Source organism: Enterobacter sp. JUb54 (assembly GCF_014298075.1).
Classification (GTDB): Bacteria; Pseudomonadota; Gammaproteobacteria; order Enterobacterales; family Enterobacteriaceae; genus Klebsiella; species Klebsiella lignicola.
Genome location: NZ_CP060418.1, coordinates 2,974,606 through 3,001,174, shown reverse-complemented (window position 1 = coordinate 3,001,174; position 26,569 = coordinate 2,974,606). Strand labels below are relative to the sequence as shown.

Below are 26,569 nucleotides of genomic sequence, written 5' to 3'. Positions count from 1 at the left end.
ATTGCATTATTTATTGGAAATGACTTTCTGAACCTCTGCCAGGGCATCTTGCAGCCCCAGTTTTTCAGGAACGGAAGCACAGGCCTGCTTAAAGGGGGTGGCATCGACTGGATCCACGCTGACACCGTGCTGAGCCATCAGCGTCAGCAGCTCCTGTTCTTTTTTGATGGTGTTTTCAGAGGCCTGGTTACCCTGTTTTTCAGCCTCTTCGTGCAGAATGGTCCGCAGATCGTCAGGTAGGGCATTGAGCCATTTCTGTGACACGATGATGCCGGTCATCAGATGGATATGATTTGTTTTGGTAATATTCTTCGTGATTTCATAGAGTTTCGAGCCATATACCGCCGTTGGCTGGGCTTCTGCAGCATCAACAATACCGGTCTGGATAGACGAATAGATTTCTGACCAGGAAAGTGGCACAGGCTCGCCACCCATGCATTTTATGGTCTCAATGGTGACCGGCGCCTCCAGCGCCCGAACCTTGACGCCGTTCAGATCGGCAGGCGTTTGCACCGGTTTTTTGGTTACCAGCATACGGGCGCCCTGGTACCAGTTAAAAGAGAGTGGGACCAGACCGGAGGAATCCGCCAGACGCTGCTCCCAGGAATGGAAAATTTCACTCTCCGTAAATTTCTTCTGGGAGGCATAATCCGGGAACACAAATGGCGCCGGGAGAATCGATAATTCTGGAACAAATGAGGCCAGCCGAGCACCATCGACAATTATCCCGACATTACTGCCTGACTGCGCATGCTGTAATAATTCATTGTCCGCCCCCAGCTGACCCGAGGAAAACAGTTTGATGCGAATTTTCTTGCCGCTACGCGTTTCAACCTGCTTTTTAAACGATTCAAGCCCTTTATAAATGGGGTCATCCGGTGACAGAGAGGTAGACAGGTTCAGAGAATAATCTGCAGCCATGGCCGGGAAAGAGGAAATAACGGCAGAGAGTATCAGGGTTTTAAACAGAGATGTTTTCAGCTTCACTTTATTTATCCTTGCCTTTAATCAGGTTTATTTTGAATTGAAAGTAATGGTGAAGTTACTACCATACAAGAATGTTTTAGCGTAACTTTGAAACAAGTCACATACGATCCATGGCGATACTCTTGTTCTGGATTATTTATTTAGAAGATCAATTGAACCTGTCTTTAACGGGATACCATTGAATATGAATTTAGGGCGGATGGTTTTTTTAAGGTAAATTGAGCGTGTAAAATATTGTTTATTTTCAATGTGATGAATTATTAATTGTCATCCAATTCATCTCATCAATTATTTATAGCTGGTATATTTATCCGGGTTCGTTGTTTCTAAAATCACCTGACTTTTGCTGTATTCGCAAAAAACTTCTGCTTTTAACGATCTTTTTCTGCGACATTATCGTGAACATAATGGCCTTAATTCGCCTGCATAAAGAAAAAACGAGGACATTTATGACTATCCCTGCATTGGGTCTTGGAACCTTCCGTCTTAAAGATGAGGTTGTTATTGCGTCGGTTAAAACGGCTCTGGAACTGGGATATCGTGCGATCGATACGGCTCAGATTTATGAAAATGAAGCGGCTGTCGGTCAGGCTATTGAAGAAAGTGGTGTTGCCCGCGATGAGCTGTTTATCACCACCAAAATCTGGATTGAAAACCTGGGCAGAGATCAGCTTATTGCCAGCCTCAAAGAGAGTCTGCAAAAGCTGCGGACCGATTATGTCGATCTGACTCTGATCCACTGGCCGTCACCGAATGATGCGGTGGCCGTTGAAGAGTTTATGCCCGCTCTGCTGGAAGCGAAAACGCTGGGCCTGACTCGCCAGATCGGTATCTCCAACTTTACGATCCCACTGATGGAACGCGCGATAGCGGCCGTTGGTGCGGAACATATCGCGACCAATCAGATAGAACTCTCCCCGTATCTGCAAAACCGCAAAGTGGTGGAGTGGGCAGCAGCGCACGGCATTCATATCACGTCGTACATGACGCTGGCATATGGTCATGCGCTGAAAGATGAGGTGATTAACGCGATTGCAGCCAAACACAATGCGACCCCGGCACAGGTCATTCTCTCCTGGGCAATGGGGGAGGGCTACGCCGTTATACCTTCATCGACGAAGCGTGAAAATCTGGCCAGTAATCTGCTCGCGCAGGATCTGCATCTGGATGAGGACGATCGTCAGGCGATCGCCGGGCTGGAGTGCAACGATCGGCTGGTGAGCCCGGAAAGCCTGGCTCCCGCTTGGGACTGATCGTTAAGACCGCGCGCAATCATCTGAATACAACGTGATTACAGCTCCTACGGGAGCTGTTTTGCATGCTCGCTCAGAAAGTCGATAAAGGCTCTGATGCGCGTGCTGACGGCTCTGTCGCTGTAATAGACCGCGCTGAAGGGCATCTCCACCGGTAGCCGGTGCTCCGCCAGCAGTTCAACAAACTCCCCGCTCGCAATTTCCGCGTTCACCATATAATCCGACAGGCAGGCAATGCCATTTCCCGCCAGGCATAGCTGCTTAACGGTTTCCCCACTATTTGATGCGATGTCACAGTTGACTTCCAGCAGCTGGCCGTCGCAGCAGGATACGGGCCAGGTATTCAGCGAGACAGGCTCGGTGAAGCCCAGGCACTGATGATCCTTCAGGTCAGCAACCCGCAGCGGGTTGCCGTGACGCGCCAGATAGTCCGGCGAGGCGATAATTTTCCGGTAGCTGCTAAACAGCGGACGCGCCCGAAGGCTGGAGTCCGTCAAGGTACCGGCGCGGATCGCCACGTCAACTTTACGCTCAATCAAGTTAATGAAGGTTTCCGACGACACCAGAGCCAGCGTCATCTCCGGGTAGCGTTCACGAAAAGGCTTAATCAGGGGCATCAGAAAATGCAGCATGACTGGCGTGGCGGCATCGACACGCAACAAGCCTCTCGGCGTCGTCCTGGTCTCCAGAAGTTCGTTCTCTGCTGCCGCCATTTCCTGCAGAACCACCTGCATGCGGCGGAAGTAGCGCTCTCCTTCCTCGGTGAGGCTAAGCTGGCGAGTCGTCCGGTTTAGCAGGCTGACGCCAAGTTTCGATTCCAGCTTTTTGACCGCCCGGCTGACGGCGGAATTGGCGTGACCCAACTGCTCTGCCGCCCGGCTAAAGCTGCCGCTTTCAACGACGGCGATAAAGATGGCGATCTCTTCTGACGTGGCTCGCATTGTTGCACCTGTGACAAAAATCTATTGAGATTTTGATGGTTTTTGTTATTTAAACATCGTCGCATACTGCGTGTCATCTTAATCCTGATGATACGGAGTGAATTATGCCACTGGCGCTACTTGCTTTAACTATCGGTGCCTTTGCTATTGGTACCACCGAATTTGTGATTGTGGGCCTGGTTCCCACCATTGCACAACAACTGGCGATCTCGCTGCCTTCTGCCGGCCTGCTGGTTTCTATTTACGCCCTGGGTGTGGCGATTGGTGCCCCGGTGCTGACCGCACTGACCGGGCGTATGCCGCGTAAGCAACTGCTGCTGGCGCTGATGGTGCTGTTTACCGCCGGTAATCTGCTAGCCTGGCAAGCGCCTGGTTATGAAACACTGGTCTTTGCCCGCCTGTTGACCGGCCTGGCGCATGGCGTGTTCTTCTCCATTGGCTCCACGATCGCCACCAGCCTGGTGCCGAAAGAGAAAGCCGCGTCGGCCATCGCCATTATGTTTGGCGGATTAACCGTCGCGCTGGTTACCGGGGTGCCGGTCGGGACCTTTATCGGCCAGCATTTTGGCTGGCGTGAAACCTTCCTGGCGGTCTCGATCCTCGGCGTTATTGCGCTGGTGAGTAGCCTTATTCTGGTGCCGAATACCATCCCTGCCCGCGCCAGCGCAAGCCTGCGAGATCAGCTTAAAGTCCTGACCCAACCGCGTTTGCTGATGATCTATGCCATTACGGCATTGGGGTATGGTGGCGTCTTCACGGCGTTTACTTTCCTCGCCCCGATGATGCAGGAACTGGCCGGATTTAGCCCGTCGACGGTGAGCTGGATCCTGCTCGGCTACGGTATCTCTGTCGCGATTGGTAACGTCTGGGGCGGTAAACTGGCCGATAAACATGGGGCGGTAGCGGCGCTGAAGCTTATCTTTGCCGCGCTGGTGGTTCTGCTGCTGGTATTCCAGTTTACCGCCAGCATTCAGTACGCGGCGTTGGCGACGGTGTTGGTGATGGGCATTTTTGCTTTCGGTAATGTGCCGGGGCTGCAGGTGTATGTCGTGCAGAAAGCGGAGCAATATACCCCAGCGGCGGTTGACGTTGCCTCAGGTCTTAATATTGCGGCGTTTAACATCGGTATCGCCTTAGGTTCGCTTATTGGTGGACAAACCGTTGAACGTTATGGCCTGGCAGAGACGCCGTGGATTGGCGCGGTGATAGTACTTGCTGCGTTGCTGCTGGTTGCCCTGAGCGGGCGCCTGGATAAGTCCCAGCCGGTAAAGGTTGCGACGGTCGAAGGGTAAAGGTTTCTCGCGAATTGCATTGAAAGTGCCTGCGAAAGTCCCTATAACAGAAGAGCCAGCCGCAGTCAGGCTGGTTCCCTGTTATTGAGGTTTGATGCCTAAATTGCGAAAGAACACTTATGCCATGCGCTATGTCGCCGGACAGCCCGCGGAGAGAATTTTGCCTCCGGGGTCGTTCGCTGGCGTGACTCCGGCATTCTCTAGCGGCGTGCCGTTAAGCACTGATGAAAAAATCCGCGTGCTGGTGTGGAATATCTTCAAGCAGCAGCGCGCTGAGTGGAAGTCCGTTCTCAATAACTTCGGCAAAGACGCTCATCTGGTGCTGTTACAGGAAGCGCAAACCACCCCTGAAATGGTGCGGTTCGCCACGACGAATTATCTGGCTGCCGATCAGGTGCCTGCTTTGGTCCTGCCGCAGCATCCCTCCGGCGTAATGACGCTGGCTTCGGCTCATCCGGTTTATTGCTGCCCCCTGCGCGAGCGCGAGCCGATTCTGCGTCTGGCAAAATCTGCGTTAGTCACCGTTTATCCGCTGCCGGACATGCGTTTGCTGATGGTCGTCAATATTCACGCGGTTAACTTCAGCCTGGGCGTCGATGTCTACAGCAAGCAGTTGCTGCCCATTGGCGATCAGATTGCCCACCACAGTGGACCGGTAATTATGGCCGGTGATTTTAATGCCTGGAGCCGTCCGCGAATGAACGCGCTCTATCGCTTTGCGCGCGAAATGTCGCTGCGCGAGGTTCGTTTCCCTGACGATCAGCGCCGCCGTGCGTTTGGTCGTCCGCTCGATTTTGTGTTCTACCGTGGGTTAAGCGTGCACGATGCTTCCGTGCTGGTGACCCGCGCCTCAGACCACAACCCACTACTAGTCGAATTCAGTCCCGGCAAACCTGATTAATAGAGGTACGTCAGGTCTGCCATGGGGCGGACCTGCACCACCAGTCGTCCGCCTTTATTATTCAAACAACCGAAGGACAACACCATGACAACACGCTCTCATCATGACAACGTCGAACAGCAGTTTGGTTCACAGGCCAATGCCTACCTGACCAGCGCCGTCCATGCATCCGGACGCGATCTGCAACGCCTGGCTGAACGGCTGGCTGATTTCCCCCACGCCCATGTGCTGGATATGGGATGCGGTGCCGGGCATGCCAGCTTTGCCGCCGCGGGTCAGGTAGCCAAAGTCACGGCGTATGATTTATCCAGCCAGATGCTGGAGGTGGTCACCCAGGCCGCTCAGGATAAAGGGCTGTCGAATGTCGTGACGCAGCAAGGCTATGCCGAAGCGCTGCCGTTTGCGGATGCCAGCTTTGAGGTGGTGATAAGCCGTTATTCTGCGCACCACTGGCATGACGTTGGCCAGGCGCTGCGCGAGGTAAAACGCGTCCTGAAGCCTGGCGGGGTGGTGATTATGATGGACGTCATGTCGCCTGGCCATCCGGTGCGTGACGTGTGGCTGCAAACCGTTGAAGCACTGCGCGATACCTCTCACGTGCGTAACTATTCCAGCGGGGAGTGGCTGGCGCTGACCAATGACGCCGGGCTGGTGACCAATCACCTGCTGACCGACCGTTTGCCGCTGGAATTCACGTCATGGGTGGCGCGTATGCGGACGCCGGCACCGCTGGTGGAAGCGATTCGTTTATATCAGGAGAGTGCATCCGCAGAGGTAAAAGCCTACTTCGCGTTGCAGGAAGATGGCTCATTTACCAGCGATACGATCATGTTTGAGGCGCATAAAGCGGTATAAAACAAAAAAGGCACCGGGATCCGGTGCCTTTCTTTTCAATCAGCCGTATCAGGAATCAGGCCGGTTGCTGTTTTTCACAAACAGCGTCAGCTGATCGCCAGGCTTCAGATCGTCAGTGCCGTTATTCCAGCGCATCAGATCGCGTGTATTCACGCCGTGACGTTTTGCAATGCTCGACAACGAATCACCTTTGCGCACGCGATAGGTGATGCTATCGCTGTTGCTGGCAAGACGTTCAGCACTGCTGCCCGCGCCCACCACCAGATTCTGACCAACTTTCAGCCCAGAACCGCGCAGGTTGTTCCACTGCTGCAGATCTTTCGTCGAGACACCAAGACGAGATGCAATCCCGGACATGGTATCGCCTGAACGGACTTTATAGCTCCGACTGGTCAACGGCGTGTTGTCCGCAAGCTCTGTGGGCTGTACGGCGGCAATATCACCTGATGCCAGAGATTCACGCAGCTGTTCGGCGTGCTTCTGCGGCACCATAACGTACTTTGGCCCGCTTGCGCCCAGCGTTGAACCTTTGACGCCCGCGTTGAACGTTTTCAGCTTACCGACAGGCATACCCGCCATATCTGCCAGCTGGCTAATATCAACCGGACTGTCGAGGCGAACACGTGCCAGCGCACGGCTTTCGTCTGCCGTCGGCAGCTTCACGCCATAACGCTTGCTGTTTTTGAGAATATCGCTCAAAGCCAGCATTTTTGGTACGTACACCTTGGTTTCTCGCGGCAATGGAAGCGACCAGAAATCGGTGGGTTTACCACGCGAACGGTTCGACTTCATTGCTTTCAGAACCCGACCTTCGCCGCTGTTGTACGCCGCGACGGTTAATAACCAGTCGCCGTCAAACATCTTGTTCAGACGCTGCATCATGTCCAGTGCCGCCGTAGTAGAAGCGACAACATCACGACGCGCATCATAGCTGCGGGTCTGTTTCAAACCATAATTGCGCCCGGTGCTCGGAATGATCTGCCAGATGCCTGCGGCATTGGCGCCAGACGTTGCGTGCGGGTCAAAAGCGCTCTCCACTATGGGTAGTAATACCAGTTCCATTGGCATGTTACGTTTCTTAACTTGCCCGGCTATCCAGTACATATACGGCTCTGCCCGTAAAGTTACATCGTGGAGATAGCTCTTATTACGTAAATACTTCTGTTTCTGTTCGCGAATCCGGGGATTTTCCGGAATTCCCATCTTTAGCTCGTCGCCTATCGAAGTCCACAGATCCTGGTCTTGCGCGTAGAAGGTTCCATCATCTAACCAGCGCGCTTGACTTGTGAACTTACCTGCTTCCCCTTGACTAGCCGCAGAAAGGCTCTGTGCGTGCTGTTGTACGTTACCATCCCGATTGGCCTGGCAACCTACAAGCAGGACAGAGGCGAGTAATATCGCTCGTGCCTTCATGTGTGTGGTCAATAGTTGCTTAAAAGACGAGCAAGAATAACGGCGAAGGCTACGAATGACAAGCGTTAAATATCAGAAGTTATCTTTCTTTGACCTTAACCATGCAAATCTCTGTACAGAGTGTTGCAAATTTGTTTCTTTTGAAATTTCTTTAATTAAATCATCATCATCTGTACGTAAAAATACATTTATACGTCGCTCATTTTTCAGAGTAACGGGGAGTGTATTTTGTTTTTTTGCACGTAACTCATTAACTTTATGATAGTAATCATTTATGTCCACATCATGTGGCAGGACACTCAATGCAAACTTCATGTTTGCTAAAGTATACTCATGCGCGCAACAAATCAGCGTCTCTTCTGGAAGTGAGTTTATTCTCGTAAGTGATTGATACATTTGCTCTGGCGTTCCTTCAAAGAGCCTGCCGCAACCGCCTGAAAATAAAGTGTCGCCACAAAACAGATAAGGTTCGCTGTAGAAACAGACGTGTCCTAAAGTGTGACCTGGCGTGGAAAAAATAGAAAATTCGTGGCCCAGGATAGTCAGCCGATCGCCATCGTTCACCAGCCGGGTTGTTCCTTTATCCAGGGTTTCTGCCGGTCCGTAAACCACTATCCCTGGGAAGGCATCGCGCATCTGTTTGACGCCGCCAACATGATCGTGATGGTGGTGGGTCAGTAAAATGGCTTCCGGCTGCCAGTGATTTTCCGCGATGGCGGCCAGCACTGGTGCCGCGTCGCCGGGGTCGACGATCAGGCAACGGCCGCTCTCCTCACTAAGAACCCAGATGTAGTTGTCCTGAAATGCGGGAATGCTGATAAGATTCATTAATTACCTCTCAAAGCGAAGCGGAAGGTGGCGATGAAGCCGGCAAGGATACCTCAGACTGTCACAGCGCCAGAGCATTGGTCGAGTATGCCCTGGGGCGAGTACTATCGCGAATCGCTGGAACGGCAGATGAAACCGTGGCTGGCTAAATTATATGGCTTTCATTTACTTAAGATTGGCAATCTGAGCGCTGAAATCAACACGGAATCCTGCGCGATCTCTCATCAGGTTAATGTCTCCCTGCAGGGTAACCCGATGCAGGTGCAGGCCGATCCGCTCCATCTGCCCTTTGCTGAAAAGTCGGTGGATGCCTGCCTGCTGGCGCACACGCTGCCGTGGTGCAACGATCCGCACCGACTGTTGCGCGAAGCTGACCGGGTGCTGATTGATGATGGCTGGATGATTTTGACCGGTTTTAACCCCGTGAGCCTGATGGGGTTGCGCAAGGCGATGCCGGTATTACGTAAAGCCACGCCTTATAACAGCAGGATGTTTACGCTAACCCGCCAGCTGGACTGGCTGGCGTTGCTGAATTTTGAAGTGCTGCACTATGGTCGCTATCAGGTTCTGCCCTGGTCCCGGCACGGCGGCAAGCTGCTCAGCGCGCACCTGCCGGCGCTTGGCTGTCTGCAGCTCATTATTGCCCGTAAACGTACCATCCCGTTGACCTTAAACCCGATGAAATCAGGGAAGGCAAAAACCCAACTGCGCCAGACGGTCGGCGCCACACGGCAGTGGCGTAACGGGCAGAATTAGCTTTCCGGCTGGTAGCCAACATCGCTCTGAGTCGGGCTGGAGGCGGCTGCCCGCGCCAGCTCATCACAGCGCTCATTTTCCGGGTGTCCGGCGTGGCCTTTGACCCATTCCCAGCGGATTTGATGCTGGCCGAGCGCGGTATCCAGGCGTTTCCACAGATCGACATTCTTGACCGGTTTTTTGTCGGCGGTTTTCCAGCCGCGCTTTTTCCAGTTGTGGATCCACTGGGTAATTCCCTGGCGCACGTACTGGCTGTCGGTACTGAGGATGACTTCGCACTGTTCTTTCAGCGCTTCAAGCGCGACGATCGCCGCCATCATCTCCATTCGGTTATTGGTGGTGAGGTGATAGCCCTGACTAAAAATTTTTTCCTTGCCGCGATAGCGTAAAATCGCACCGTAGCCGCCAGGTCCTGGATTTCCCAGGCATGAACCATCGGTGAAAATTTCTACCTGTTTAAGCATCTCTGGTAGACTTCCTGTAATTGATATCGATAGATAAACGGCAAGTCTGACATAAATGACCGATATGAGCACTGCAATTACACGACAGATTGTTCTCGATACTGAAACCACTGGTATGAACCAGATCGGTGCGCACTACGAGGGACACAAGATCATTGAGATCGGTGCGGTGGAGGTGATTAACCGCCGCCTCACCGGGAACAATTTCCATGTTTATCTGAAGCCGGACCGGCTGGTGGATCCGGAAGCCTTCGGCGTCCACGGGATCGCCGACGAATTCCTGATGGATAAACCGCTGTTTGCGGATGTGGCCGACGAGTTTATGGACTATATCCGCGGCGCGGAGCTGGTCATCCATAACGCATCGTTTGATATCGGCTTTATGGATTATGAATTCAGCAAGCTGAATCGCGGTATTGCGAAAACAAACACCTTCTGCAAAGTCACCGATAGCCTCGCGCTGGCGCGGAAAATGTTCCCCGGCAAGCGTAACAGCCTTGACGCGTTATGCTCCCGCTATGAAATAGACAACAGCAAGCGAACGCTGCACGGGGCATTACTCGATGCCCAGATCCTGGCCGACGTGTATCTGATGATGACCGGTGGTCAGACGACCATGGCATTTTCAATGGAAGGCGAGGGGCAGCAGCAGGCCGGTGAAATGGGAATACAGCGGGTTGTCCGTGCGGCCAGTAAATTGCGCGTCGTTTATGCCACCGATGACGAGATCGTAAACCACGAATCCCGACTCGATCTGGTGCAGAAGAAAGGCGGAAGCTGCCTGTGGCGTGCCTGATGCACTGGAAAATGCTGTAAAAATCATCTGTCGGGCGATTTTTGCAGCAACCGATTCAAAAGTGTAGAAAAAGCGTTGACGAGATTACGGGGAATCCGTAATATTCGCCTCGTTCCCAAGGGAACAGTAAGTGGAGCGGTAGTTCAGTCGGTTAGAATACCTGCCTGTCACGCAGGGGGTCGCGGGTTCGAGTCCCGTCCGTTCCGCCACTATTCAGAAAGCCTGAATCAGCAATGATTCAGGCTTTCGTCGTTTCAGTCCCTGATACCTGAATTCATCAATCTCATTTCATATATTTCAACTGCTTACGAATGTGATGCTGCATCACCGCCAGCATACAGGCGCCGGACAGACCGATCATCAGCGCGCCGTTGACCGCCTCCAGCGGGCCCAGCAGTTTCCATCTGACACTCATGACCACATCGCCGTACCCCAGCGTCGCAAAATTAACGCCGGAGTGATACACCGCCTCCAGCAGCGTCGGAAACTCGCCCAGCCAGACAAACAAGACTCCCCACAGCAAAATTTGCAGCAGATTGCCCATCAAAATAATGATGATCGTCCCAAAGAGCGCCAGTACCCCGGCAAATAACCCCTCTTTGCGCTGAAACCGCTTGAGATAAAAGCGGATACACCACACGGAAACCAGCGATTGCAGAAGCATATTACACAGAATGACGGGCATGCCCGTCAGCAGCGGAAGCAACATATTACTCTCCAGGATGCGGTGCTGTTGAAGGGGAGGGCAGAGGACGCCAGCGTTCCAGGAGGGCGATACAGGCCCAGCCATACAGCGCGATGATGATATACAGTGCGCAACGCATGGCGGCAGCGGTCCAGACATCCTTGCCGGAGGCGCTATCCTGGATCGCCGGGCCGAAGAGGATCAGCGCGGTTATCCAGACGTTACTCCAGAAAGAGGGGGGAAAGCGGCTCACGGCCAGGCGTACCAGACGGCGGGCGACCCACAGACTTGCCAGCCCCAGCCAGAGGACCAGCATCAGCAGCGATGTCCAGAGGCTAAGGCCGAACCATAACCCCAGCGCCAGTAGCGCCCCCAGTAGCGTTGACAGCACCAGTTCTTTTCCCGATGCCTTTGTCTCAAGCGTCGTCGCCTGCTGTGCCAGCATGACGGTTTTCATCACCGCCGGGATATAAAACGTCGGGTGACTCAATGCCAGCAGCCACACCGGCAGCACAATTATCACCGCACGTAATGCTCTGGGGTGTACTGCGCTGACCGCCGGGGATGCCGGGGCGGGCGGAGCCGAATCAGGCTGTGGCCGCGGGGGGAATAGCGCTACCGCCAGGCCATTAACCAGCGTCCCGGTAATAAAGCCGATCCCCAGCATCTGCGCCAGACCGATCGCCAGAGCCTGATCGGCCAGCCCGGCGACAGGAATGATTGCGACCGCCACCACCAGCAGCATCGACAGCGTGGTCTTGCCGCTCAACCCCATGATCATAAGCTGATACAGCAACAGCGCCGTGAGCAGGACGGCGGGCAAGGCATAATAGGTGAGCAGTGGCACCATCAGAACGCCGCCCACCATGGTGACGATCAGCGCACAGCCGATGACGATGCCCTTTTTCAGCGGCAATGGTTTCCCCTGGCACAGCACAATCCAGGCCATGATACAGCCGAGGTGCGGCATAGGTAGCGCGCTGGCGAAGCAGACCAGCGCCGCCACTGCGCTACCTCCGCCAATCCTCAGTACTGCGCGGTCTGCGTTATGCATGATTCACCTTAATAGAGCCAGGAGAACAGGCTCATCAGGCGGATATAGAGCGAGCCCAGAGCGTTGAGCAACCAGTTGGTGCTGGTGTACACCACAATATCGGCCTGCCCGCCAACCCGCAGGCTGGTGGACGGGGGCATATCATTGCTGACGAAAGCTATCTTGACCGGAAAGCGTTGCGCCTGGCGGAGCCAGTCGCGGTTGTTCTCCACCGTGGGGAGCACGCCAGCCGGTTGGGTTTGTGAGGCATTGACGCCATAGCCGATGCTGACGATCTCCCCTTTGAAAAGCTGCCCTGGCATGCTGTCGAGCAGAATAGCCACCTCGTTACCGGGCCGGATGTGTCCGAGATTATTTTCGGTCATGTCGGCGTTGATCCAGACATCATTGATGGCGATCAGCGTCATGACCGGGGCGCCGGCTCCCACAAACTGGCCGACTTCGCTGCGTAAATCGGTAATCAGCCCGCCGCTGCCGGCGAGTACGGTACTTTTTTTGCGGTCCAGCTCGGCTTTACGAACCGTTGCGACGGCGCTTAACAGCTGCGAGTTGTCATCTCCGGCAGCGCCAGCGGCTTCGATGGCCCGACGCACGTCGGCGCTCGCGGCGGCCATCTGGCTGCGGGCGGTCTCCCGGGTGGCCTGGGCAATTTCGAGGCGGCGTACGGAAATGGTGCCGGGGTCTTCACGGTAGAGTCGCTCCTGGCGCTCGGCATCTTTGGCGGCATTCTGATAAGCGGTGGTGGCGGCCTGCAGACCGGCCTCTGCCGCCACGACGCTTTGGTTGCCGGCTTTCACCGAACTGAGCACCGTGGTGTAGTCCGAGCGCGCCCGCGCCAGGGCGATATCATAAGGCTCTGGGTCAATTTCAAATAACGGCTCACCTGCGCTAACCCGCTGATTGTCCCGAACATAGACCTTCTTGATCTGCCCGGTGACTTCTGCCGCCACCGGGATCACGAAGGCCTGGACCCTGGCCTGGGAGGTATAGGGCGTCAGCCTGTCGGTGACTAAATATCCGCACAAGAGCAACACGATCAGGATAACCAGGCCGATAGCCGTGCGGCGGCTGGCCCGGCCCGCTGAAGAGGATGAGGCATTCATGGCGAAAAACCTTCTGTAGGGGCGGTGGCGGAAGGAAGCGGGGTATTCAGCAGCGGCAGCCAGTTATCACGTTGGCGCAGGTGCGATTCAGTTTCGGCATCGACGAGCGGGCGCTCTCGCCCTTTTTCCCATCCGCCGCCCAGCGCTTTATACAGGGCTATCAGGTCGCGCATCGCCGCGCCGCGGCTGCTGACCAGGCGTTCTTGTTGGTTGAACAGCGCGCGCTGCGAATCGAGCACGCGCTGAAAATCGGCCATTCCCTCACGGTATTGCGTGTTGGCAATCGCCAGAGAGCGGCTGGCGGCGCTCCCCGTCTGGATCAGCAAGGCGATCTCATCTTTATCATTGGCGTAGGCAATGGCCGCATCATCGACCTCGCGGGCGGCCTGAAAGACGGTATCGCGATAGCGTTCGTGAAGCTGAAGAAAGCGGGCATCCTGCACCAGCACCTGATTGCCGAGCCTGCCGCGATCCAGCAGGTTCCAGCTGAAGGTCGGCCCGACCGCCCAGCTCAGCGTGCTATTGGTCTGCGTTTGCCCGCTGATCCCGACGCTGCCGATTAGCGAAATCGACGGGTAAAGATCGCTTTCCGCGACGCCGATCAGCGCCGACTGGGCAGCCAGCTGACGTTCCGCAGCCCTGACATCGGGGCGACGACGCAGCAGATCGGCCGGAATTTCGGAGACTAAAGCGAGTTCTCCCAGCGGGATCTCGCCGGTCCGGGTTGCCATCTCAGGCAGCGGGCCCGGTTTACGTGCCAGTAGCGCGCCCAGGGCATTCTGACTTTGCGCCAGGGCGGTTTCCAACTGGGGAAGGGTGGAGAGCGTCGAGAGGTATTGCGTTTTTGCCTGCTGGACGTCCAGCTCAGCGCTGTTGCCGCTGAGGAATAACCGTTCGGTGATCTGCAGACTGCGCTGCTGGATCTTCGCGTTGCTGCGGGTAATTTGCAGCCGGGCTTCCAGCATGCGGATATTGACGTACCATTGTGCCACCTGGGCGGCCATCAGCACCTGAATATCGTCGTATTGTGCGAGGGTGGCAAAATAGCTGGCGTCAGCGGACTCGACGCCGCGCTGAAACTTGCCCCAGAAGTCAATTTCCCACCCGAGGTTAACGCCGGCGCTGTAGCGACTTCCCGAGCGGTAATCGCCTGAGCGTTGCTGCCCGGTGCGAAGCAGATCGCCGCTGGCGATCGTCGCCTGCGGCCCCAGTAAACTCTCCGCGATACCCAGCTGCGCCCGGGATTCAAGCAGGCGCAAACCGGCGATTTTCACATCCGGGTTTTTGCGCAAGGCCTCGTTGATCAGCGCCGTCAGGGTTGGATCGTTGAGCTGAGTCCACCACTGGGCGTAATCGGCGTAGGTTGAGCGGGAGGTGACCCGCTGGGTCGCCGGCTGCCATTGCGTCAGCTCCGGCGTTTTCGGCGGATGATAGTCGGGTCCCAGCGTCGTGCATGCGCTGATGAGAAGGCAGGCGCCTCCGGTGTACAGGAGGCGCCTGGCATGGCCGTCACGGGGCATCTTTGTCGTCCGGTATGACGACGGTCTGGCTATCGGCAATCTGCCCGTCGTCGACCCAGGACATGAAGATACGGTAGCCAAGAGAGAGCAAGGTCGCGCCAATAAACATCCCAAGAATACCGCTGGCGGCCATCCCCCCTAAGGCGCCGAGCAGCACCACCGGCATCGGGGCATCCACGCCGCGCCCGAGCATCAGAGGCTTCAGCACGTTATCGGCCATCCCGGCAATAATCAGCAAAACGGTATAGACGATATCCATGACGGTGCCGTGATCGCCGAAGCTCCACATCAGAGCGATGGCCGGTGCCGTCACCAGAATCACCGGAATCTGGGCGATCCCAAGGATCAGCGCCAGCACAAAGAAGATCCCCACCGCCGGAATGCCCGCCACGATCATCAGCACGCCCACCAGCAGCGCCTGGATCAGCGCGACGCCGATGACGCCCTGGGCCACCGCGCGAATGGTGCTGGAGCACAATTTCACTAATGACTGGCCCTTTCTCTCATCCGTCAGGCGGATGGCAATGCGTCTGGCACTGTTCGCACCGGCAGCGCCCCACGCCATGATGATACCGGCCACGATAAACGAGAGAATAAAGCCCAGGATGCCTCCGCCCATGCTGGCAAGCACGCTGAGGATGCCTTTGGCGACGTCGCCGATTTGAGTGCGGTAGTTGCTAATCAGCCCCGGCAGATCGCTGGAGGCTTTCAACCACAACGCACTTATTTTTTCCCCGACGATAGGTATGGTGGCGACTTTTTCAGGCGGTGGCGGAACGGCGAAGGATTGACCGCTAAGTTTATCGATCATCGTGCTGGCGCTCTCGACGAGGGAGCTAATCATCAGCACCGTTGGCGCGACGATCAATACAATGCCGAGCAGCACAATCAGCGTCGAGGCCCAGCCCTGTTTCCCGCCCAGCTTCACGGCAAAATACTGGTGCAGCGGATAGAGCGTGACCGCCAGGATCACCGCCCACAACATCATATTAATAAACGGTGAAAATACGGTATAGCAGAAGGAGGCTAATGCCAGGATAAGTCCAAAGCGGATGAACATATCCATAAAACGGGCAACCAGTCTTTTTTCAACAATAAGCAGATTATTATTTTCCATAATGGTTTTTTCTCGCTGAGCATGCGCGCACAACCGAGCCGGCCAGGGGCAAAGCCGGACCTGGACTGAGATGGAATCATTTTAAAAAAAACTGAAAGTCATGAAAAATGGGGCACGTTCTTGTTGAATTTTATCCACTTAATGAGTGTAGAACAGAAATAATCCGTCCAGAAAAATATTATTTATACCCGTCATACTTCAAGCTGCATAGGTGTTGGCGGTACCCGCGCACCCCAGTCACTTACCTGTGTAAGCATCCTGGGGATGCACGGCCTTGCCGCCTTTATGCAACTTGAATTTTATTATTGTTGTCGCCGGGGAAGAAAAATGCCGGGCAGGGGAGTGGTGATATGGTGGTTTCCCCCCGGCCAGCGGGGGGATGCGGGGGATCAGTTCAGGGTAAACGGATCCGCGTCCTGCCAGGCAGGAAATTTCTCGCGATACTCTTTCAGCGCCGTCAGTGACAGTTCGGCATCCAGGCGGGTGGCCTGATGGGGATCTGCGGTAGCCAGAATTTCACCTTGTGGGCTGATAATACGGCTATCACCACGGTAGTGGTGACCATTGCCATCCGTGCCGACGCGGTTGCAGCCGGCAACGTAGGCCTGATTCTCGATGGCGCGAGCCACCAGCAGGGACTGCCAGTGCAGCGAGCGCGGGGCTGGCCAGTTGGCAACGTAGAGCGCTAAATCATAGTCGTTATGGTTACGCGACCATACCGGGAAACGCAGGTCATAACAGACCAGCGGCAGAATCCGCCAGCCGCGCCATTCAAACACCACCCGCTCGTTGCCCGCCTCATAATGATGATGCTCTTCGGCCATGCGGAACAGGTGACGTTTATCATAGAAGTGGAGGGTGCCGTCAGGGGTTACCAGCAGGAAACGGTTGACCGGGCCGCGTTCGGTTTGCAGGGCGGCGCTGCCGGCAATCAGGGCGTTGGTTTGCACCGCTTTGGCCTGCATCCAGTCAACCACCTCGTGTTGCGGCATCGACTGCTTTGCGGCCTCCATGGCAAATCCGGTGGTGAACATTTCCGGTAAAACAATGATGTCACGTCCGGTAATCTCTTCCAGCTGACGGTCGAAATGGCGCAGGTTGGCTGGACCATCCATCCATACCAGCGGTTGTTGTAACAACGTAATTTTCAGGCCAGGCACAGTGGTGAACTCCATCATCATTAGGGCATCAGGGTAATTTTAACACCATATCAGTCTCTCGATATCTTGCGGAATTTTTTGTTAAAAAAATGAAAAAAGGCGGGGGAAATCCCCCGCCCTGGTGGTGCTCGTGATGTGGTTAGTGTCTTATTTTATGCTGCTTCAGTCTTACGGAACTGCTGTTGCTGCTTTACCGGCCTGGTGGCTAACTCCTCAGGGGCGAAATCGTCAACGTTAATGCTGCGCAGACGGCTGGTTTCCGCACGGGTCAGCGTGTTGGCTTCATCCTGATCGATTAATCCTTTGGCCAGCGCGTTGCGAGCCAGCTCATCGAGGCGCGTAAACGGCAGGTTTTTGCCCAGCTCTTTACAGATACGCTGATGAATCGGATCGGCGGCCATCACATCCAGCAGCGCGGCTTCCAGCAGACCAACCGGGTTGTGCTCGTCCGGCGTCAGGTACTGACCACGACCGATGCGAGAACGGGTAGCGCTCGGTTCCTGCAGAATTTTTGCTACCTTATGGTCCAGCTTATCGGACGGCGCCTGATAGTGGCGACCGGTCGGGAAGATAGCGAGGCGCAGGGCACCGGCCACCAGACGATTCGGGAAGTTTTTCAGCAGTTCATCAATGGCCTGTTCTGCCTGATACAGTGCATCCTGAACGCCCCAATGAACCAGCGGGAGATCGGCCTCATTGCGGCCTTCATCGTCATAGCGTTTCAGCACCGCCGAGGCGAGATAGAGCTGGCTCAAAACATCACCCAGACGGGCAGAAATACGTTCGCGACGCTTCAGACTGCCGCCAAGTACCGCCATGGAAACGTCGGACAGCAGCGCCAGGTTGGCGCTCAGACGGTTCATGTGCTGGTAGTAACGACGCGTGCTATCGCGAGTCGGGGTGCTGCTGGTGCGCCCGCGGGTCAGCCCCAGCCAGAAACTACGGACTTTATTGCTACCGACATGGCCGATGTGCTTAAACAGCAGCTTGTCGAAAGCCGTCACGTCATTGTTCTGCGCGGCGGCCATTTCATCCAGCACATACGGATGGCAACGAATCGCCCCCTGGCCGAAGATCATCATGCTGCGGGTCAGAATGTTGGCCCCTTCCACGGTGATGGCGATCGGCGCCCCCTGATAGGCACGGGCCAGGAAGTTACCTTCGCCGAGCATGATGCCTTTCCCGCCGGTGATATCCATCGCGTCGATGATCGAGCGCTGTCCACGGTGAGTACAGTGATACTTCACGATAGCCGACAGCACCGCCGGTTTTTCGCCGAGCATAATGCCGTAGGTGATCAGGGATGCGGCGGCATCCATGACGTAGGCGTTACCGGCAATACGTGCCAGAGGCTCTTCAATACCTTCCATTTTACCGATGGAAATTTTGAACTGACGACGAATGTGGGCATAGGCCCCGGTCGCCATGGCGACGGATTTCAGCCCGCCGGTAGCATTCGACGGCAGGGTGATGCCGCGTCCAACGGACAGGCATTCGACCAGCATCCGCCAGCCCTGACCGGCCATGGTCGGGCCGCCGATGATGTAATCGATAGGGACGAAAATGTCTTTACCCTGAGTCGGACCGTTCTGGAACGGGACGTTCAGCGGGAAGTGGCGACGGCCGATTTCAACGCCTGGGGTGGTGGTAGGGATCAGGGCGCAGGTGATGCCCAGCTCCTCTTCGCCGCCGAGCAGGCGGTCCGGGTCAGAAAGTTTAAACGCCAGCCCCAGCACGGTGGCGATAGGCGCGAGGGTGATATAGCGTTTGTTCCAGCTCAGGCGCATACCCAGCACCTGCTCGCCGTGCCATTCGCCCATGCAGACCACGCCGGTATCCGGGATGGCGCCAGCATCAGAACCCGCTTCCGGGCTGGTGAGGGCAAAGCACGGAATTTCCTGACCACGTGCCAGACGCGGCAGATAGTGGTTTTTCTGCTCGTCGGTGCCGTAATGTTGCAGCAGTTCGCCCGGGCCTAAGGAGTTCGGTACGCCGACGGTAATCGCCAGAATGCCGGAAACGCCGGAGAGCTTTTGCAGCACGCGAGACTGAGCGTAAGCGGAGAATTCCAGGCCGCCGTACTCTTTTTTAATGATCATCGCAAAGAAGCGATGCTCTTTCAGATAGGCCCACAGCTCCGGCGGTAAGTCGGCCAGCTCGTGGGTGATTTCGAAGTCGTTCGCCATGCGGCAGGCTTCTTCGACCGGACCGTCGATGAACGCTTGCTCTTCAGCGGTCAGACGCGGCTGCGGATAGTTGTGCAGCTTCTGCCAGTCCGGCGTACCGCGGAACAGGTCGCCTTCCCACCAGGTGGTCCCGGCATCGATGGCTTCTTTCTCGGTCCGTGACATCGGCGGCATGACCTTGCGGAACGCCCGGAATGCCGGCGCCGAGAACAGTGATTTGCGCATTGGCGCAAAGTTAAACGGCAGCAGAATAATTGCCAGCGGCAACAGCAGCCAGATATTCCACAGGCCGGCAACGCTGAGCGCCGCGGTCCAGGCAAGCAAAATCGCACTGCTCAGCAGGAGATTGACCCGGTGGTAGAACAGCGCACCGAGCAGAACAACGGTTGCAACAATACTCAAAATCATCATAGAGAAATGCCCCTGTCTTGTAGGAGGTCTGACCACTTGTGATGATATGGTTGTAGTGGATGTGATTCTCTTTAGCAATGTGTTTACAAAATAATTACAACCTCGCTCACATTGTTGTTCGTAAAAGCGGCACGTAAAATCAAAAGCACGGTGGATTACGCTGCCTGCTGCTTCTCGCCTCGCCGGCTATCCGGTACACTGCCAGGGTTATTCCACTCATACTGAAGGATTATCCTCATGTACCAGGATCTTATTCGTAACGAACTGAACGAAGCAGCGGAAACGCTGGCTAACTTTCTGCAGGATGACGCTAATATCCACGCGATTCAGCGTGCTGCGGTACTGCTGGCAGATAGCTTTAAGGCCGGCGGTAAAGTCCTTTCCTGCGGTAACGGCGGTTCCCACTGCGATGCGATGCACTTTGCGGAAGAACTGACCGGGCGCTATCGTGAGAATCGCCCTGGCTACCCGGCGATTGCGATTTCAGACGTCAGCCACCTGTCCTGCGTCAGTAACGATTTTGGCTATGAGTACGTTTTCTCCCGCTACGTCGAGTCCGTGGGTCGCTCCGGCGATGTACTGCTGGGGATCTCCACTTCCGGTAACTCCGGCAACGTTATCAAGGCCATTGAAGCGGCGCGTGCGCAGGGGATGAAAGTCATCACCCTGACCGGCAAAGACGGTGGCAAAATGGCCGGGTCCGCCGATGTTGAAATCCGCGTGCCGCATTTTGGTTATGCCGATCGCATTCAGGAAATTCACATCAAAGTGATCCATATTCTGATCATGCTGATCGAAAAAGAGATGGTTAAAGCTTAAAAGGCGAGTGGGTTCGCCATGCTCTTGCGGGCAGTGCTGTTGGCCGCTAACGGGCAACAAGCCTGGCCGCATCCGGATGGAAAGAACCCGCCCTTTTGTGTGTAAGCTGCGTGGTATGAGGTGATGTATGTGCGAATTGCTCGGGATGAGCGCGAATGTGCCCACAGATATTTGTTTTAGCTTTACCGGGCTGGTCCAGCGCGGTGGCGGAACCGGCCCGCATAAAGATGGCTGGGGTATCACCTTCTATGAAGGTAAAGGCTGTCGTACATTCAAAGATCCTCAGCCAAGCTTCCAGTCGCCCATCGCGAAACTGGTGCAAGACTATCCCATCAAATCATGCTCGGTGATTGCCCATATTCGTCAGGCAAACCGCGGTATTGTCGCGCTGGAAAATACCCATCCCTTTACCCGTGAACTGTGGGGTCGCAACTGGACCTATGCGCATAACGGCCAGTTAGAAGGTTATGAATCCCTGGAAACGGGCAACCTTCAGCCGGTAGGGGAAACCGACAGCGAAAAAGCGTTTTGCTGGTTACTGCACTGCCTCACGGAGCGTTATTCGGGGACGCCGGATGACATGGTTGAAGCGTTCAGTTACATCGCTACGCTGGCGGGTACGCTGCGGGAAAAAGGCGTATTCAATATGCTGCTGTCGGATGGGCGATACGTGATGGCGTTCTGCTCAACGAACCTGTACTGGATTACGCGGCGCGCGCCGTTTGGCGTGGCCACGCTGCTGGATCAGGATGTGGAAATCGATTTTCAGCGAGAGACCACACCGAACGATGTGGTCTCTGTTATCGCGACTCAGCCGCTGACCGGCAATGAGACCTGGAATAAAATCATGCCAGGCGAGTGGGCGTTATTTTGCCTGGGGGACCGTGTAGTTTGATGCCAGCTGCGGCTGGATAACTTCATGGCTAAGCGGTTTGCTTACCACGTAACGGCCATCCATCACCGAGATAACCGGTGGTTTGCGGGTTTGCTGGAAATAGTCGTAGCCTGGCTTCAGCTGTTTCCAGAAATCGGCAAAGTAAGAGTATTTATGGCGTTCCATATTGGCGTTGGTCATGCGGAAAGGATAAATGCTGACCTGGACGTTTGACTGGCCAAACACTAACGCGCCGGTGACAAACTGGAAAATCTCGTCAATACCGTCATCGGTCATGGCATAGCAACCCACCGACACACAGGCACCGTGAATCATCAGGTACTTGCCTTCATAACCATGCGCGCGATCGTAGGCGTTTGGGAAGCCGATATTAATCGCTTTATAGAACCGGCTATCCGGTTTGAGCTGGCCGCGTGTGATGTTGTAAAAACCCTCAGGACTTTTGAAGTCGCCCTGACGCTGTTTCGGCCCAAGACCACCGGAATAGTTACAGATTCGGTAGCTATCGAGGAGCTGGTAGGTTTCACCCATTTTGACGTAAAGATCGAGCATGCGCTCTTCTTTGAAGATCTCGATGTAAACCGGGGAGCCCATCAATTGTTGCTTATATTCTTTGCTAACCGGCGTCGTCGAGCCACCATTGCTGAGTAACCCAGCAAATGAAACGCACGGCAACAGAAGCATCGCAATAAACAATGCGATTTTGCGCATACTGCATGTTCCTTGATAAACCAAAAACAATATTGCCAGGACGGCAAGAGAAACCCGAAATCAGACTTGTCTGGATTTAGAGCGCTCACATTAGCATCACGGCAGTTTTTCGCAAGCGCAGCGTTGCTGCTTTTACAATTTAGTTCCCCTTTATAACTAATCCCGGATGAAAGCGCAGTCAGAACTTTGCGCAACATGTCTCATTTTGTAGCTACGCTGTCACAGTTTATCTACAGCAGGTACGTATGAAATGTTACACTTCCCCCGCTTAACGATCAGGGTAAGAAAGGATGCTTCTCTCCCGTCTTGTGAATCGCCAGGACCACGCTTCTCCTTATTTCTCTGATTTCCCATCAATGTTGCTGGCCTCGGTCTGATACCGGGGTTTAGGTTACGGATACCTGCTAACGATATGATTAAAATCACGAAAGGGCTGACTTTGCCCATAGCTGGCATGCCATCACAGCAGATAACTTCTCAGGTTGCGGTCAAACGCGTCGCGCTGTTGGGCGAAGAGTACGTCGGCATGCGTCCCTCATTAGCCGTCCGTGAAGGTGACCGGGTGCAAAAAGGGCAGACGCTGTTCGAGGACAAAAAGAATCCCGGCGTCTGCTTTACCGCGCCAGCCGCTGGCGTGATTAGCGCCATCCATCGCGGCGAGCGCCGGGTTCTGCAATCCATTGTGATCGATGTTGACGGCGACGATGCCGTTCAGTTCCCCCGTTATGCGCCTGACGATCTTGCCGGGCTGTCGCGGGAAACGGTGCAGCAGCAGCTGCTGACTTCCGGGATGTGGACCGCGCTGCGGACGCGTCCGTTCAGTAAAACCCCGGCACCGAACAGCGTTCCGGCGGCGATATTCGTTACCGCCATCGATACCAACCCGCTGGCCGCCGATCCTCAACCGATTATTTTCGCCCAGCGCGAAGCCTTCGACGCCGGCCTCACCCTGCTGGCGAGCCTGACGGACGGCAAAGTGCATGTTTGCCAGGCCAGCGGCGGCAAGCTTGGCGGCCACCGCTCGGGGCAGGTGACCTTTAACCAGTTCGCCGGGCCGCATCCGGCGGGGCTGGCGGGCACCCATATCCATTTCCTTGAGCCAGTCAGCCTGACAAAGCAGGTCTGGCACCTGAATTATCAGGATGCGATCGCCATCGGCCGGCTGTTCCTTGAAGGGGAGCTCTCCAGCGAGCGGGTAATTGCGCTTGGCGGTCCGCAGGTCAAAGAGCCGCGGCTGATAAAAACCTGCTGCGGCGTGAGCCTTGATGAACTGCTGGCAGGGGAGCTGCTCGACGGCGAGAACCGCGTTATTTCAGGCTCGGTTCTGAGCGGGACCCGCGCACAGGGGCCGCATGCGTTCCTTGGCCGCTTCCACCTGCAGGTGAGCGTGGTCAAAGAGGGCCGAGAAAAAGAGCTGTTTGGCTGGGTGATGCCAGGCAAAGACAAATTCTCGATTACCCGCACCACGCTTGGCCATTTCCTCAAGCACAAGCTGTTCAACTTCTCGACCGATACCAACGGTGGCGAGCGCTCCATGGTGCCGATTGGCAACTATGAGCGAGTAATGCCGCTGGATATTCTGCCCACCATATTGCTGCGTGACCTGCTGGCGGGTGATACCGACAGCGCGCAGGCGTTGGGCTGCCTGGAGCTGGATGAAGAAGATCTGGCATTGTGCACTTACGTCTGCCCCGGCAAGTATGAATATGGCCCGGCGCTGCGTAGCGTGTTAACCCAGATTGAGCAGGAAGGATAAGTGATGGGCTTGAAGCAACTGATCGACAAAATTGAGCCGCACTTTACACATGGCGGTAAGCTGGAAAAATACTACCCGCTGTTCGAAGCGACGGCGACGCTGTTCTATACCCCAGGCCAGGTGACCCGGGGGGCGGCGCACGTCCGCGATGCCATCGACCTCAAGCGCATGATGATTCTGGTCTGGTTTGCGGTGTTCCCGGCCATGTTCTGGGGGATGTACAACGTCGGCCTGCAAACTATTCCGGCGCTGGACAAACTGTACGGCGCGGAACAGCTGCAGCAGGTTATCGCCAACAACTGGCACTACAGCGTGGCCCAGTGGCTGGGGGTAAGCTTCAGCGCAGACGCAGGCTGGCTCAGCATGATGACGCTGGGCGCGGTGTTTTTCTTCCCGGTCTATATCACGGTATTCCTGGTCGGTGGGTTCTGGGAAGTGCTGTTTGCTATCGTGCGTAAGCACGAGATCAACGAAGGCTTCTTCGTCACCTCGATTCTGTTCGCCCTGATTGTTCCGCCAACCTTGCCGCTGTGGCAGGCGGCGCTGGGGATTACTTTCGGTGTTGTCATCGCCAAGGAAATTTTCGGCGGTACCGGGCGTAACTTCCTCAACCCGGCGCTGGCGGGGCGTGCGTTCCTGTTCTTCGCCTATCCGGCGCAAATCTCCGGTGATCTGGTGTGGACCGCGGCGGATGGCTTCTCCGGTGCGACGCCGTTGTCCCAGTGGGCGAGCGGCGGCGGCGAGGCGTTAGTGAATGTCACCAGCGGCCAACCCGTTAGCTGGATGGACGCCTTCCTGGGCAATATTCCCGGCTCTATCGGTGAAGTGTCGACGCTGATGATCCTGATCGGTGGGGCGATTATTATTTTCGGACGCATCGCCTCCTGGCGCATCGTCGCCGGGGTCATGATTGGCATGATCGCCACGGCGACGCTGTTCAATTTCATTGGCTCGTCTACTAACCCGATGTTTTCCATGCCGTGGTACTGGCACCTGGTGCTGGGCGGTTTCGCCTTCGGCATGATGTTTATGGCGACAGACCCGGTGTCGGCGTCATTTACCGATAAAGGGAAATGGAGCTATGGCCTGCTGATCGGCGTGATGTGCGTGCTGATCCGCGTGGTCAACCCGGCCTATCCGGAAGGGATGATGCTGGCGATCCTCTTCGCCAACCTCTTTGCGCCGCTGTTTGATTACCTGGTGGTGCAGGCCAATATTAAGCGGAGGAAATCGCGTGGCTGAGAAAAAAAGTAACGATAGCATCGGCAAAACGCTGCTGGTGGTGCTGGTGCTTTGCCTGGTCTGCTCTATCGTGGTCGCCGGCTCTGCGGTTGGCCTGAAGTCGCGTCAGCAGGAGCAGCGCGCGCTGGATAAACAACGCAACATTCTGGCGGTCTCCGGGTTGATGAAACCGGACATGACTACAGATGAAGTGGCCGCCGTCTTTGCTGCCCGAATCTCCCCGCGGCTGGTGAATTTAACCACCGGCGAGCTGCTGGATCAGGACCCGGGTAAATTTAATCAGTCGCAGGCGCTGAAAGACCCGGAGCAAAGTATCGCGCTTGATGCCAGCCAGGATCCGGCTGGGATTAAGCGCCGCAGCAATCTGGCGGAAATTTACCTGGTGCGCGATGAAAAGCAGCAGGTTCAGGAAGTGGTGCTCCCGGTCTACGGCAATGGTCTGTGGTCGATGATGTACGCTTTCGTCGCGATGGACACCGATGGCCGCACGGTTAAAGGCATCACTTATTACGATCAGGGCGAAACGCCGGGGCTCGGGGGCGAAGTCGAAAACCCGAACTGGCGCCAGCAGTTCGTCGGCAAGCAGGCGCTGGATGACAACGGTCACCCTGCGCTGAAAGTGGTGAAAGGCGGAGCACGAGCGGGTGATATTCACGCCGTTGACGGGCTGTCCGGTGCGACGCTGACCTCAAATGGCGTGCAGCATAGCTTTGATTTCTGGATGGGCGAAATGGGTTTTGGCCCGTTCCTGAAAAAGGTTCGTGAGGGGGTGCTGAATAATGGCTGAACAGGGCGAAATGAAAGAGATGAAGCGGGTGCTGGTCGGGCCGCTCGTCGCGAATAACCCGATTGCATTGCAGGTGCTGGGCGTCTGTTCCGCACTGGCGGTGACCACTAAGCTTGAGACCGCATTTGTGATGACCATCGCGGTGACGCTGGTAACGGCGTTCTCCAGCATGTTTATCTCCATGATCCGTCACCATATTCCCAACAGCGTGCGCATCATTGTGCAGATGGCCATTATTGCCTCGCTGGTTATCGTGGTCGATCAGCTGCTGCGCGCTTTTGCCTATGAGATCTCCAAACAGCTGTCGGTGTTTGTCGGGCTGATCATCACCAACTGTATCGTGATGGGGCGTGCGGAAGCCTATGCCATGAAGTCGCCGCCGATGGCCAGCTTTATGGACGGTATCGGCAACGGCCTCGGTTATGGCGCGATCCTGATGATTGTTGGCTTCCTGCGTGAGCTTATCGGCAGCGGCAAGCTGTTTGGTATCACCGTGCTGGAAACGGTACAGAACGGGGGCTGGTATCAGCCAAACGGGCTGTTTTTGCTGGCGCCGAGCGCGTTTTTCATTATCGGTCTGCTGATCTGGGCGCTGCGTAGCTGGAAGCCTGAACAGCAGGAAAAGGAGTAACCGATT

General features: G+C 55.6%; 25 protein-coding genes and 1 tRNA gene. 13 read left to right on the top strand and 13 right to left on the bottom strand.

From position 1 onward, the window contains the following. Window positions 1-6: 6 nt before the first annotated feature. Window positions 7-987 (bottom strand): C4-dicarboxylate TRAP transporter substrate-binding protein, encoded by a 981-nt coding sequence (locus HF679_RS13830; protein ID WP_227540123.1) that lies wholly within the window; start codon window positions 985-987, stop codon window positions 7-9. Between the two features lie 449 nt (window positions 988-1,436). Here HF679_RS13830 and dkgB point away from each other — a divergent pair, with 449 nt between their 5' ends. Further along, a complete protein-coding gene (gene dkgB / locus HF679_RS13825) occupies window positions 1,437-2,240 on the top strand; it encodes a 2,5-didehydrogluconate reductase DkgB (RefSeq protein WP_123755542.1) in 804 nt (267 codons plus the stop codon). Between the two features lie 47 nt (window positions 2,241-2,287). Here dkgB and yafC read toward each other — a convergent pair whose 3' ends face one another. Next, entirely contained in the window at window positions 2,288-3,181 is an 894-nt protein-coding gene (gene yafC, locus HF679_RS13820; protein WP_123755543.1) for a DNA-binding transcriptional regulator YafC, read from the bottom strand. A 104-nt stretch (window positions 3,182-3,285) separates the two neighbouring features. Here yafC and HF679_RS13815 point away from each other — a divergent pair, with 104 nt between their 5' ends. The 3 genes from HF679_RS13815 (at window position 3,286) to HF679_RS13805 (ending at window position 6,229) form a co-directional block, all read left to right on the top strand. Next, window positions 3,286-4,473 (top strand): MFS transporter, encoded by a 1,188-nt coding sequence (locus HF679_RS13815; RefSeq protein WP_123755544.1) that lies wholly within the window; start codon window positions 3,286-3,288, stop codon window positions 4,471-4,473. Window positions 4,474-4,576: 103 nt separating this feature from the next. Next, window positions 4,577-5,374 carry an endonuclease/exonuclease/phosphatase family protein gene (locus HF679_RS13810; RefSeq protein WP_123756210.1) on the top strand — a complete coding sequence of 266 codons (798 nt, stop codon included), beginning with the start codon at window positions 4,577-4,579 and terminating at the stop codon, window positions 5,372-5,374. A gap of 84 nt (window positions 5,375-5,458) precedes the next feature. Next, window positions 5,459-6,229 carry a class I SAM-dependent methyltransferase gene (locus HF679_RS13805; RefSeq protein WP_123755545.1) on the top strand — a complete coding sequence of 257 codons (771 nt, stop codon included), beginning with the start codon at window positions 5,459-5,461 and terminating at the stop codon, window positions 6,227-6,229. Window positions 6,230-6,277: 48 nt separating this feature from the next. Here HF679_RS13805 and mltD read toward each other — a convergent pair whose 3' ends face one another. Together mltD and gloB are read right to left on the bottom strand one after the other, a co-directional pair. After that, window positions 6,278-7,642, bottom strand: a complete 1,365-nt coding sequence (mltD, locus tag HF679_RS13800) for a murein transglycosylase D (RefSeq protein WP_123755546.1) — start codon at window positions 7,640-7,642, stop codon at window positions 6,278-6,280. Window positions 7,643-7,714: 72 nt separating this feature from the next. Beyond that, complete coding sequence (gene gloB, locus HF679_RS13795; RefSeq protein WP_187042135.1) at window positions 7,715-8,470, bottom strand: hydroxyacylglutathione hydrolase; 756 nt, start codon at window positions 8,468-8,470, stop codon at window positions 7,715-7,717. 33 nt (window positions 8,471-8,503) lie between these two features. Here gloB and HF679_RS13790 point away from each other — a divergent pair, with 33 nt between their 5' ends. After that, window positions 8,504-9,226 carry a class I SAM-dependent methyltransferase gene (locus tag HF679_RS13790; protein ID WP_187042134.1) on the top strand — a complete coding sequence of 241 codons (723 nt, stop codon included), beginning with the start codon at window positions 8,504-8,506 and terminating at the stop codon, window positions 9,224-9,226. Here HF679_RS13790 and rnhA read toward each other — a convergent pair. After that, a complete protein-coding gene (rnhA, locus tag HF679_RS13785; RefSeq protein WP_187042133.1) occupies window positions 9,223-9,801 on the bottom strand; it encodes a ribonuclease HI in 579 nt (192 codons plus the stop codon). The genes HF679_RS13790 and rnhA overlap by 4 nt on opposite strands. Here rnhA and dnaQ point away from each other — a divergent pair. Both dnaQ and HF679_RS13775 read left to right on the top strand, forming a co-directional pair. Further along, the gene (dnaQ, locus tag HF679_RS13780; protein ID WP_195723679.1) at window positions 9,755-10,486 is read left to right on the top strand and encodes a DNA polymerase III subunit epsilon; all 732 of its coding nucleotides are present in this window, start codon (window positions 9,755-9,757) and stop codon (window positions 10,484-10,486) included. The genes rnhA and dnaQ overlap by 47 nt on opposite strands. A gap of 132 nt (window positions 10,487-10,618) precedes the next feature. Further along, window positions 10,619-10,695: transfer RNA gene (locus HF679_RS13775), tRNA-Asp, on the top strand. Window positions 10,696-10,769: 74 nt separating this feature from the next. Here HF679_RS13775 and HF679_RS13770 read toward each other — a convergent pair. The 7 genes from HF679_RS13770 to fadE form a co-directional block, all read right to left on the bottom strand. After that, the gene (locus tag HF679_RS13770) at window positions 10,770-11,195 is read right to left on the bottom strand and encodes an ion channel (protein ID WP_123755551.1); all 426 of its coding nucleotides are present in this window, start codon (window positions 11,193-11,195) and stop codon (window positions 10,770-10,772) included. A 1-nt stretch (window position 11,196) separates the two neighbouring features. Then, on the bottom strand, window positions 11,197-12,225 hold the full coding sequence (locus HF679_RS13765; RefSeq protein WP_187042132.1) for a DUF2955 domain-containing protein: 1,029 nt from the start codon (window positions 12,223-12,225) through the stop codon (window positions 11,197-11,199). Window positions 12,226-12,233: 8 nt separating this feature from the next. After that, window positions 12,234-13,328, bottom strand: coding sequence for an HlyD family secretion protein (locus tag HF679_RS13760; protein WP_123755553.1), 1,095 nt, complete (start codon window positions 13,326-13,328; stop codon window positions 12,234-12,236). Beyond that, a complete protein-coding gene (locus HF679_RS13755) occupies window positions 13,325-14,848 on the bottom strand; it encodes an efflux transporter outer membrane subunit (protein WP_123755554.1) in 1,524 nt (507 codons plus the stop codon). Before HF679_RS13755 ends, HF679_RS13760 begins: the two co-directional genes overlap by 4 nt. Next, complete coding sequence (locus HF679_RS13750; RefSeq protein ID WP_123755555.1) at window positions 14,838-15,965, bottom strand: AI-2E family transporter; 1,128 nt, start codon at window positions 15,963-15,965, stop codon at window positions 14,838-14,840. The genes HF679_RS13755 and HF679_RS13750 overlap by 11 nt, the downstream gene beginning before the upstream one ends. A gap of 389 nt (window positions 15,966-16,354) precedes the next feature. After that, complete coding sequence (locus tag HF679_RS13745) at window positions 16,355-17,125, bottom strand: amidohydrolase (protein WP_174510491.1); 771 nt, start codon at window positions 17,123-17,125, stop codon at window positions 16,355-16,357. Between the two features lie 152 nt (window positions 17,126-17,277). Further along, on the bottom strand, window positions 17,278-19,722 hold the full coding sequence (gene fadE / locus HF679_RS13740) for an acyl-CoA dehydrogenase FadE (protein ID WP_123755556.1): 2,445 nt from the start codon (window positions 19,720-19,722) through the stop codon (window positions 17,278-17,280). A gap of 237 nt (window positions 19,723-19,959) precedes the next feature. On the opposite strand from fadE, the gene lpcA reads away from it, so the two are divergent. Beyond that, a complete protein-coding gene (gene lpcA / locus HF679_RS13735; protein WP_123755557.1) occupies window positions 19,960-20,541 on the top strand; it encodes a D-sedoheptulose 7-phosphate isomerase in 582 nt (193 codons plus the stop codon). Window positions 20,542-20,668: 127 nt separating this feature from the next. After that, the gene (locus HF679_RS13730) at window positions 20,669-21,436 is read left to right on the top strand and encodes a class II glutamine amidotransferase (RefSeq protein WP_123755558.1); all 768 of its coding nucleotides are present in this window, start codon (window positions 20,669-20,671) and stop codon (window positions 21,434-21,436) included. On the opposite strand, the gene dpaA is transcribed toward HF679_RS13730, so the two are convergent. After that, window positions 21,407-22,147 (bottom strand): peptidoglycan meso-diaminopimelic acid protein amidase, encoded by a 741-nt coding sequence (dpaA, locus tag HF679_RS13725; protein ID WP_123755559.1) that lies wholly within the window; start codon window positions 22,145-22,147, stop codon window positions 21,407-21,409. The genes HF679_RS13730 and dpaA overlap by 30 nt on opposite strands. 412 nt (window positions 22,148-22,559) lie before the next feature. Between dpaA and HF679_RS13720 the strand changes: the two genes are divergently transcribed. The 4 genes from HF679_RS13720 to HF679_RS13705 are packed head-to-tail and all read left to right on the top strand — an operon-like array spanning window position 22,560 to window position 26,563. Continuing rightward, complete coding sequence (locus HF679_RS13720) at window positions 22,560-23,903, top strand: Na(+)-translocating NADH-quinone reductase subunit A (RefSeq protein ID WP_123755561.1); 1,344 nt, start codon at window positions 22,560-22,562, stop codon at window positions 23,901-23,903. A 3-nt stretch (window positions 23,904-23,906) separates the two neighbouring features. Further along, window positions 23,907-25,145 carry an NADH:ubiquinone reductase (Na(+)-transporting) subunit B gene (locus tag HF679_RS13715; protein WP_123755562.1) on the top strand — a complete coding sequence of 413 codons (1,239 nt, stop codon included), beginning with the start codon at window positions 23,907-23,909 and terminating at the stop codon, window positions 25,143-25,145. Then, window positions 25,138-25,932, top strand: coding sequence for a Na(+)-translocating NADH-quinone reductase subunit C (locus HF679_RS13710; protein ID WP_123755563.1), 795 nt, complete (start codon window positions 25,138-25,140; stop codon window positions 25,930-25,932). The genes HF679_RS13715 and HF679_RS13710 overlap by 8 nt, the downstream gene beginning before the upstream one ends. After that, the gene (locus HF679_RS13705; protein ID WP_123755564.1) at window positions 25,925-26,563 is read left to right on the top strand and encodes an NADH:ubiquinone reductase (Na(+)-transporting) subunit D; all 639 of its coding nucleotides are present in this window, start codon (window positions 25,925-25,927) and stop codon (window positions 26,561-26,563) included. The genes HF679_RS13710 and HF679_RS13705 overlap by 8 nt, the downstream gene beginning before the upstream one ends. The last annotated feature ends 6 nt before the right edge of the window (window positions 26,564-26,569 follow it).

Coding starts and splice junctions, on each gene's coding strand:
- lpcA (WP_123755557.1), top strand. CDS start 19,960: ATGTACCAGGATCTTATTCGTAACGAACTGAACGAAGCAGCGGAAACG.
- mltD (WP_123755546.1), bottom strand. CDS start 7,642: ATGAAGGCACGAGCGATATTACTCGCCTCTGTCCTGCTTGTAGGTTGC.
- HF679_RS13805 (WP_123755545.1), top strand. CDS start 5,459: ATGACAACACGCTCTCATCATGACAACGTCGAACAGCAGTTTGGTTCA.
- yafC (WP_123755543.1), bottom strand. CDS start 3,181: ATGCGAGCCACGTCAGAAGAGATCGCCATCTTTATCGCCGTCGTTGAA.
- HF679_RS13760 (WP_123755553.1), bottom strand. CDS start 13,328: ATGAATGCCTCATCCTCTTCAGCGGGCCGGGCCAGCCGCCGCACGGCT.
- dpaA (WP_123755559.1), bottom strand. CDS start 22,147: ATGCGCAAAATCGCATTGTTTATTGCGATGCTTCTGTTGCCGTGCGTT.
- gloB (WP_187042135.1), bottom strand. CDS start 8,470: ATGAATCTTATCAGCATTCCCGCATTTCAGGACAACTACATCTGGGTT.
- HF679_RS13770 (WP_123755551.1), bottom strand. CDS start 11,195: ATGTTGCTTCCGCTGCTGACGGGCATGCCCGTCATTCTGTGTAATATG.
- HF679_RS13790 (WP_187042134.1), top strand. CDS start 8,504: ATGAAGCCGGCAAGGATACCTCAGACTGTCACAGCGCCAGAGCATTGG.
- HF679_RS13715 (WP_123755562.1), top strand. CDS start 23,907: ATGGGCTTGAAGCAACTGATCGACAAAATTGAGCCGCACTTTACACAT.
- HF679_RS13720 (WP_123755561.1), top strand. CDS start 22,560: ATGATTAAAATCACGAAAGGGCTGACTTTGCCCATAGCTGGCATGCCA.
- HF679_RS13815 (WP_123755544.1), top strand. CDS start 3,286: ATGCCACTGGCGCTACTTGCTTTAACTATCGGTGCCTTTGCTATTGGT.
- HF679_RS13730 (WP_123755558.1), top strand. CDS start 20,669: ATGTGCGAATTGCTCGGGATGAGCGCGAATGTGCCCACAGATATTTGT.
- dnaQ (WP_195723679.1), top strand. CDS start 9,755: ATGAGCACTGCAATTACACGACAGATTGTTCTCGATACTGAAACCACT.
- HF679_RS13765 (WP_187042132.1), bottom strand. CDS start 12,225: ATGCATAACGCAGACCGCGCAGTACTGAGGATTGGCGGAGGTAGCGCA.
- HF679_RS13750 (WP_123755555.1), bottom strand. CDS start 15,965: ATGGAAAATAATAATCTGCTTATTGTTGAAAAAAGACTGGTTGCCCGT.
- dkgB (WP_123755542.1), top strand. CDS start 1,437: ATGACTATCCCTGCATTGGGTCTTGGAACCTTCCGTCTTAAAGATGAG.
- HF679_RS13755 (WP_123755554.1), bottom strand. CDS start 14,848: ATGCCCCGTGACGGCCATGCCAGGCGCCTCCTGTACACCGGAGGCGCC.
- fadE (WP_123755556.1), bottom strand. CDS start 19,722: ATGATGATTTTGAGTATTGTTGCAACCGTTGTTCTGCTCGGTGCGCTG.
- HF679_RS13705 (WP_123755564.1), top strand. CDS start 25,925: ATGGCTGAACAGGGCGAAATGAAAGAGATGAAGCGGGTGCTGGTCGGG.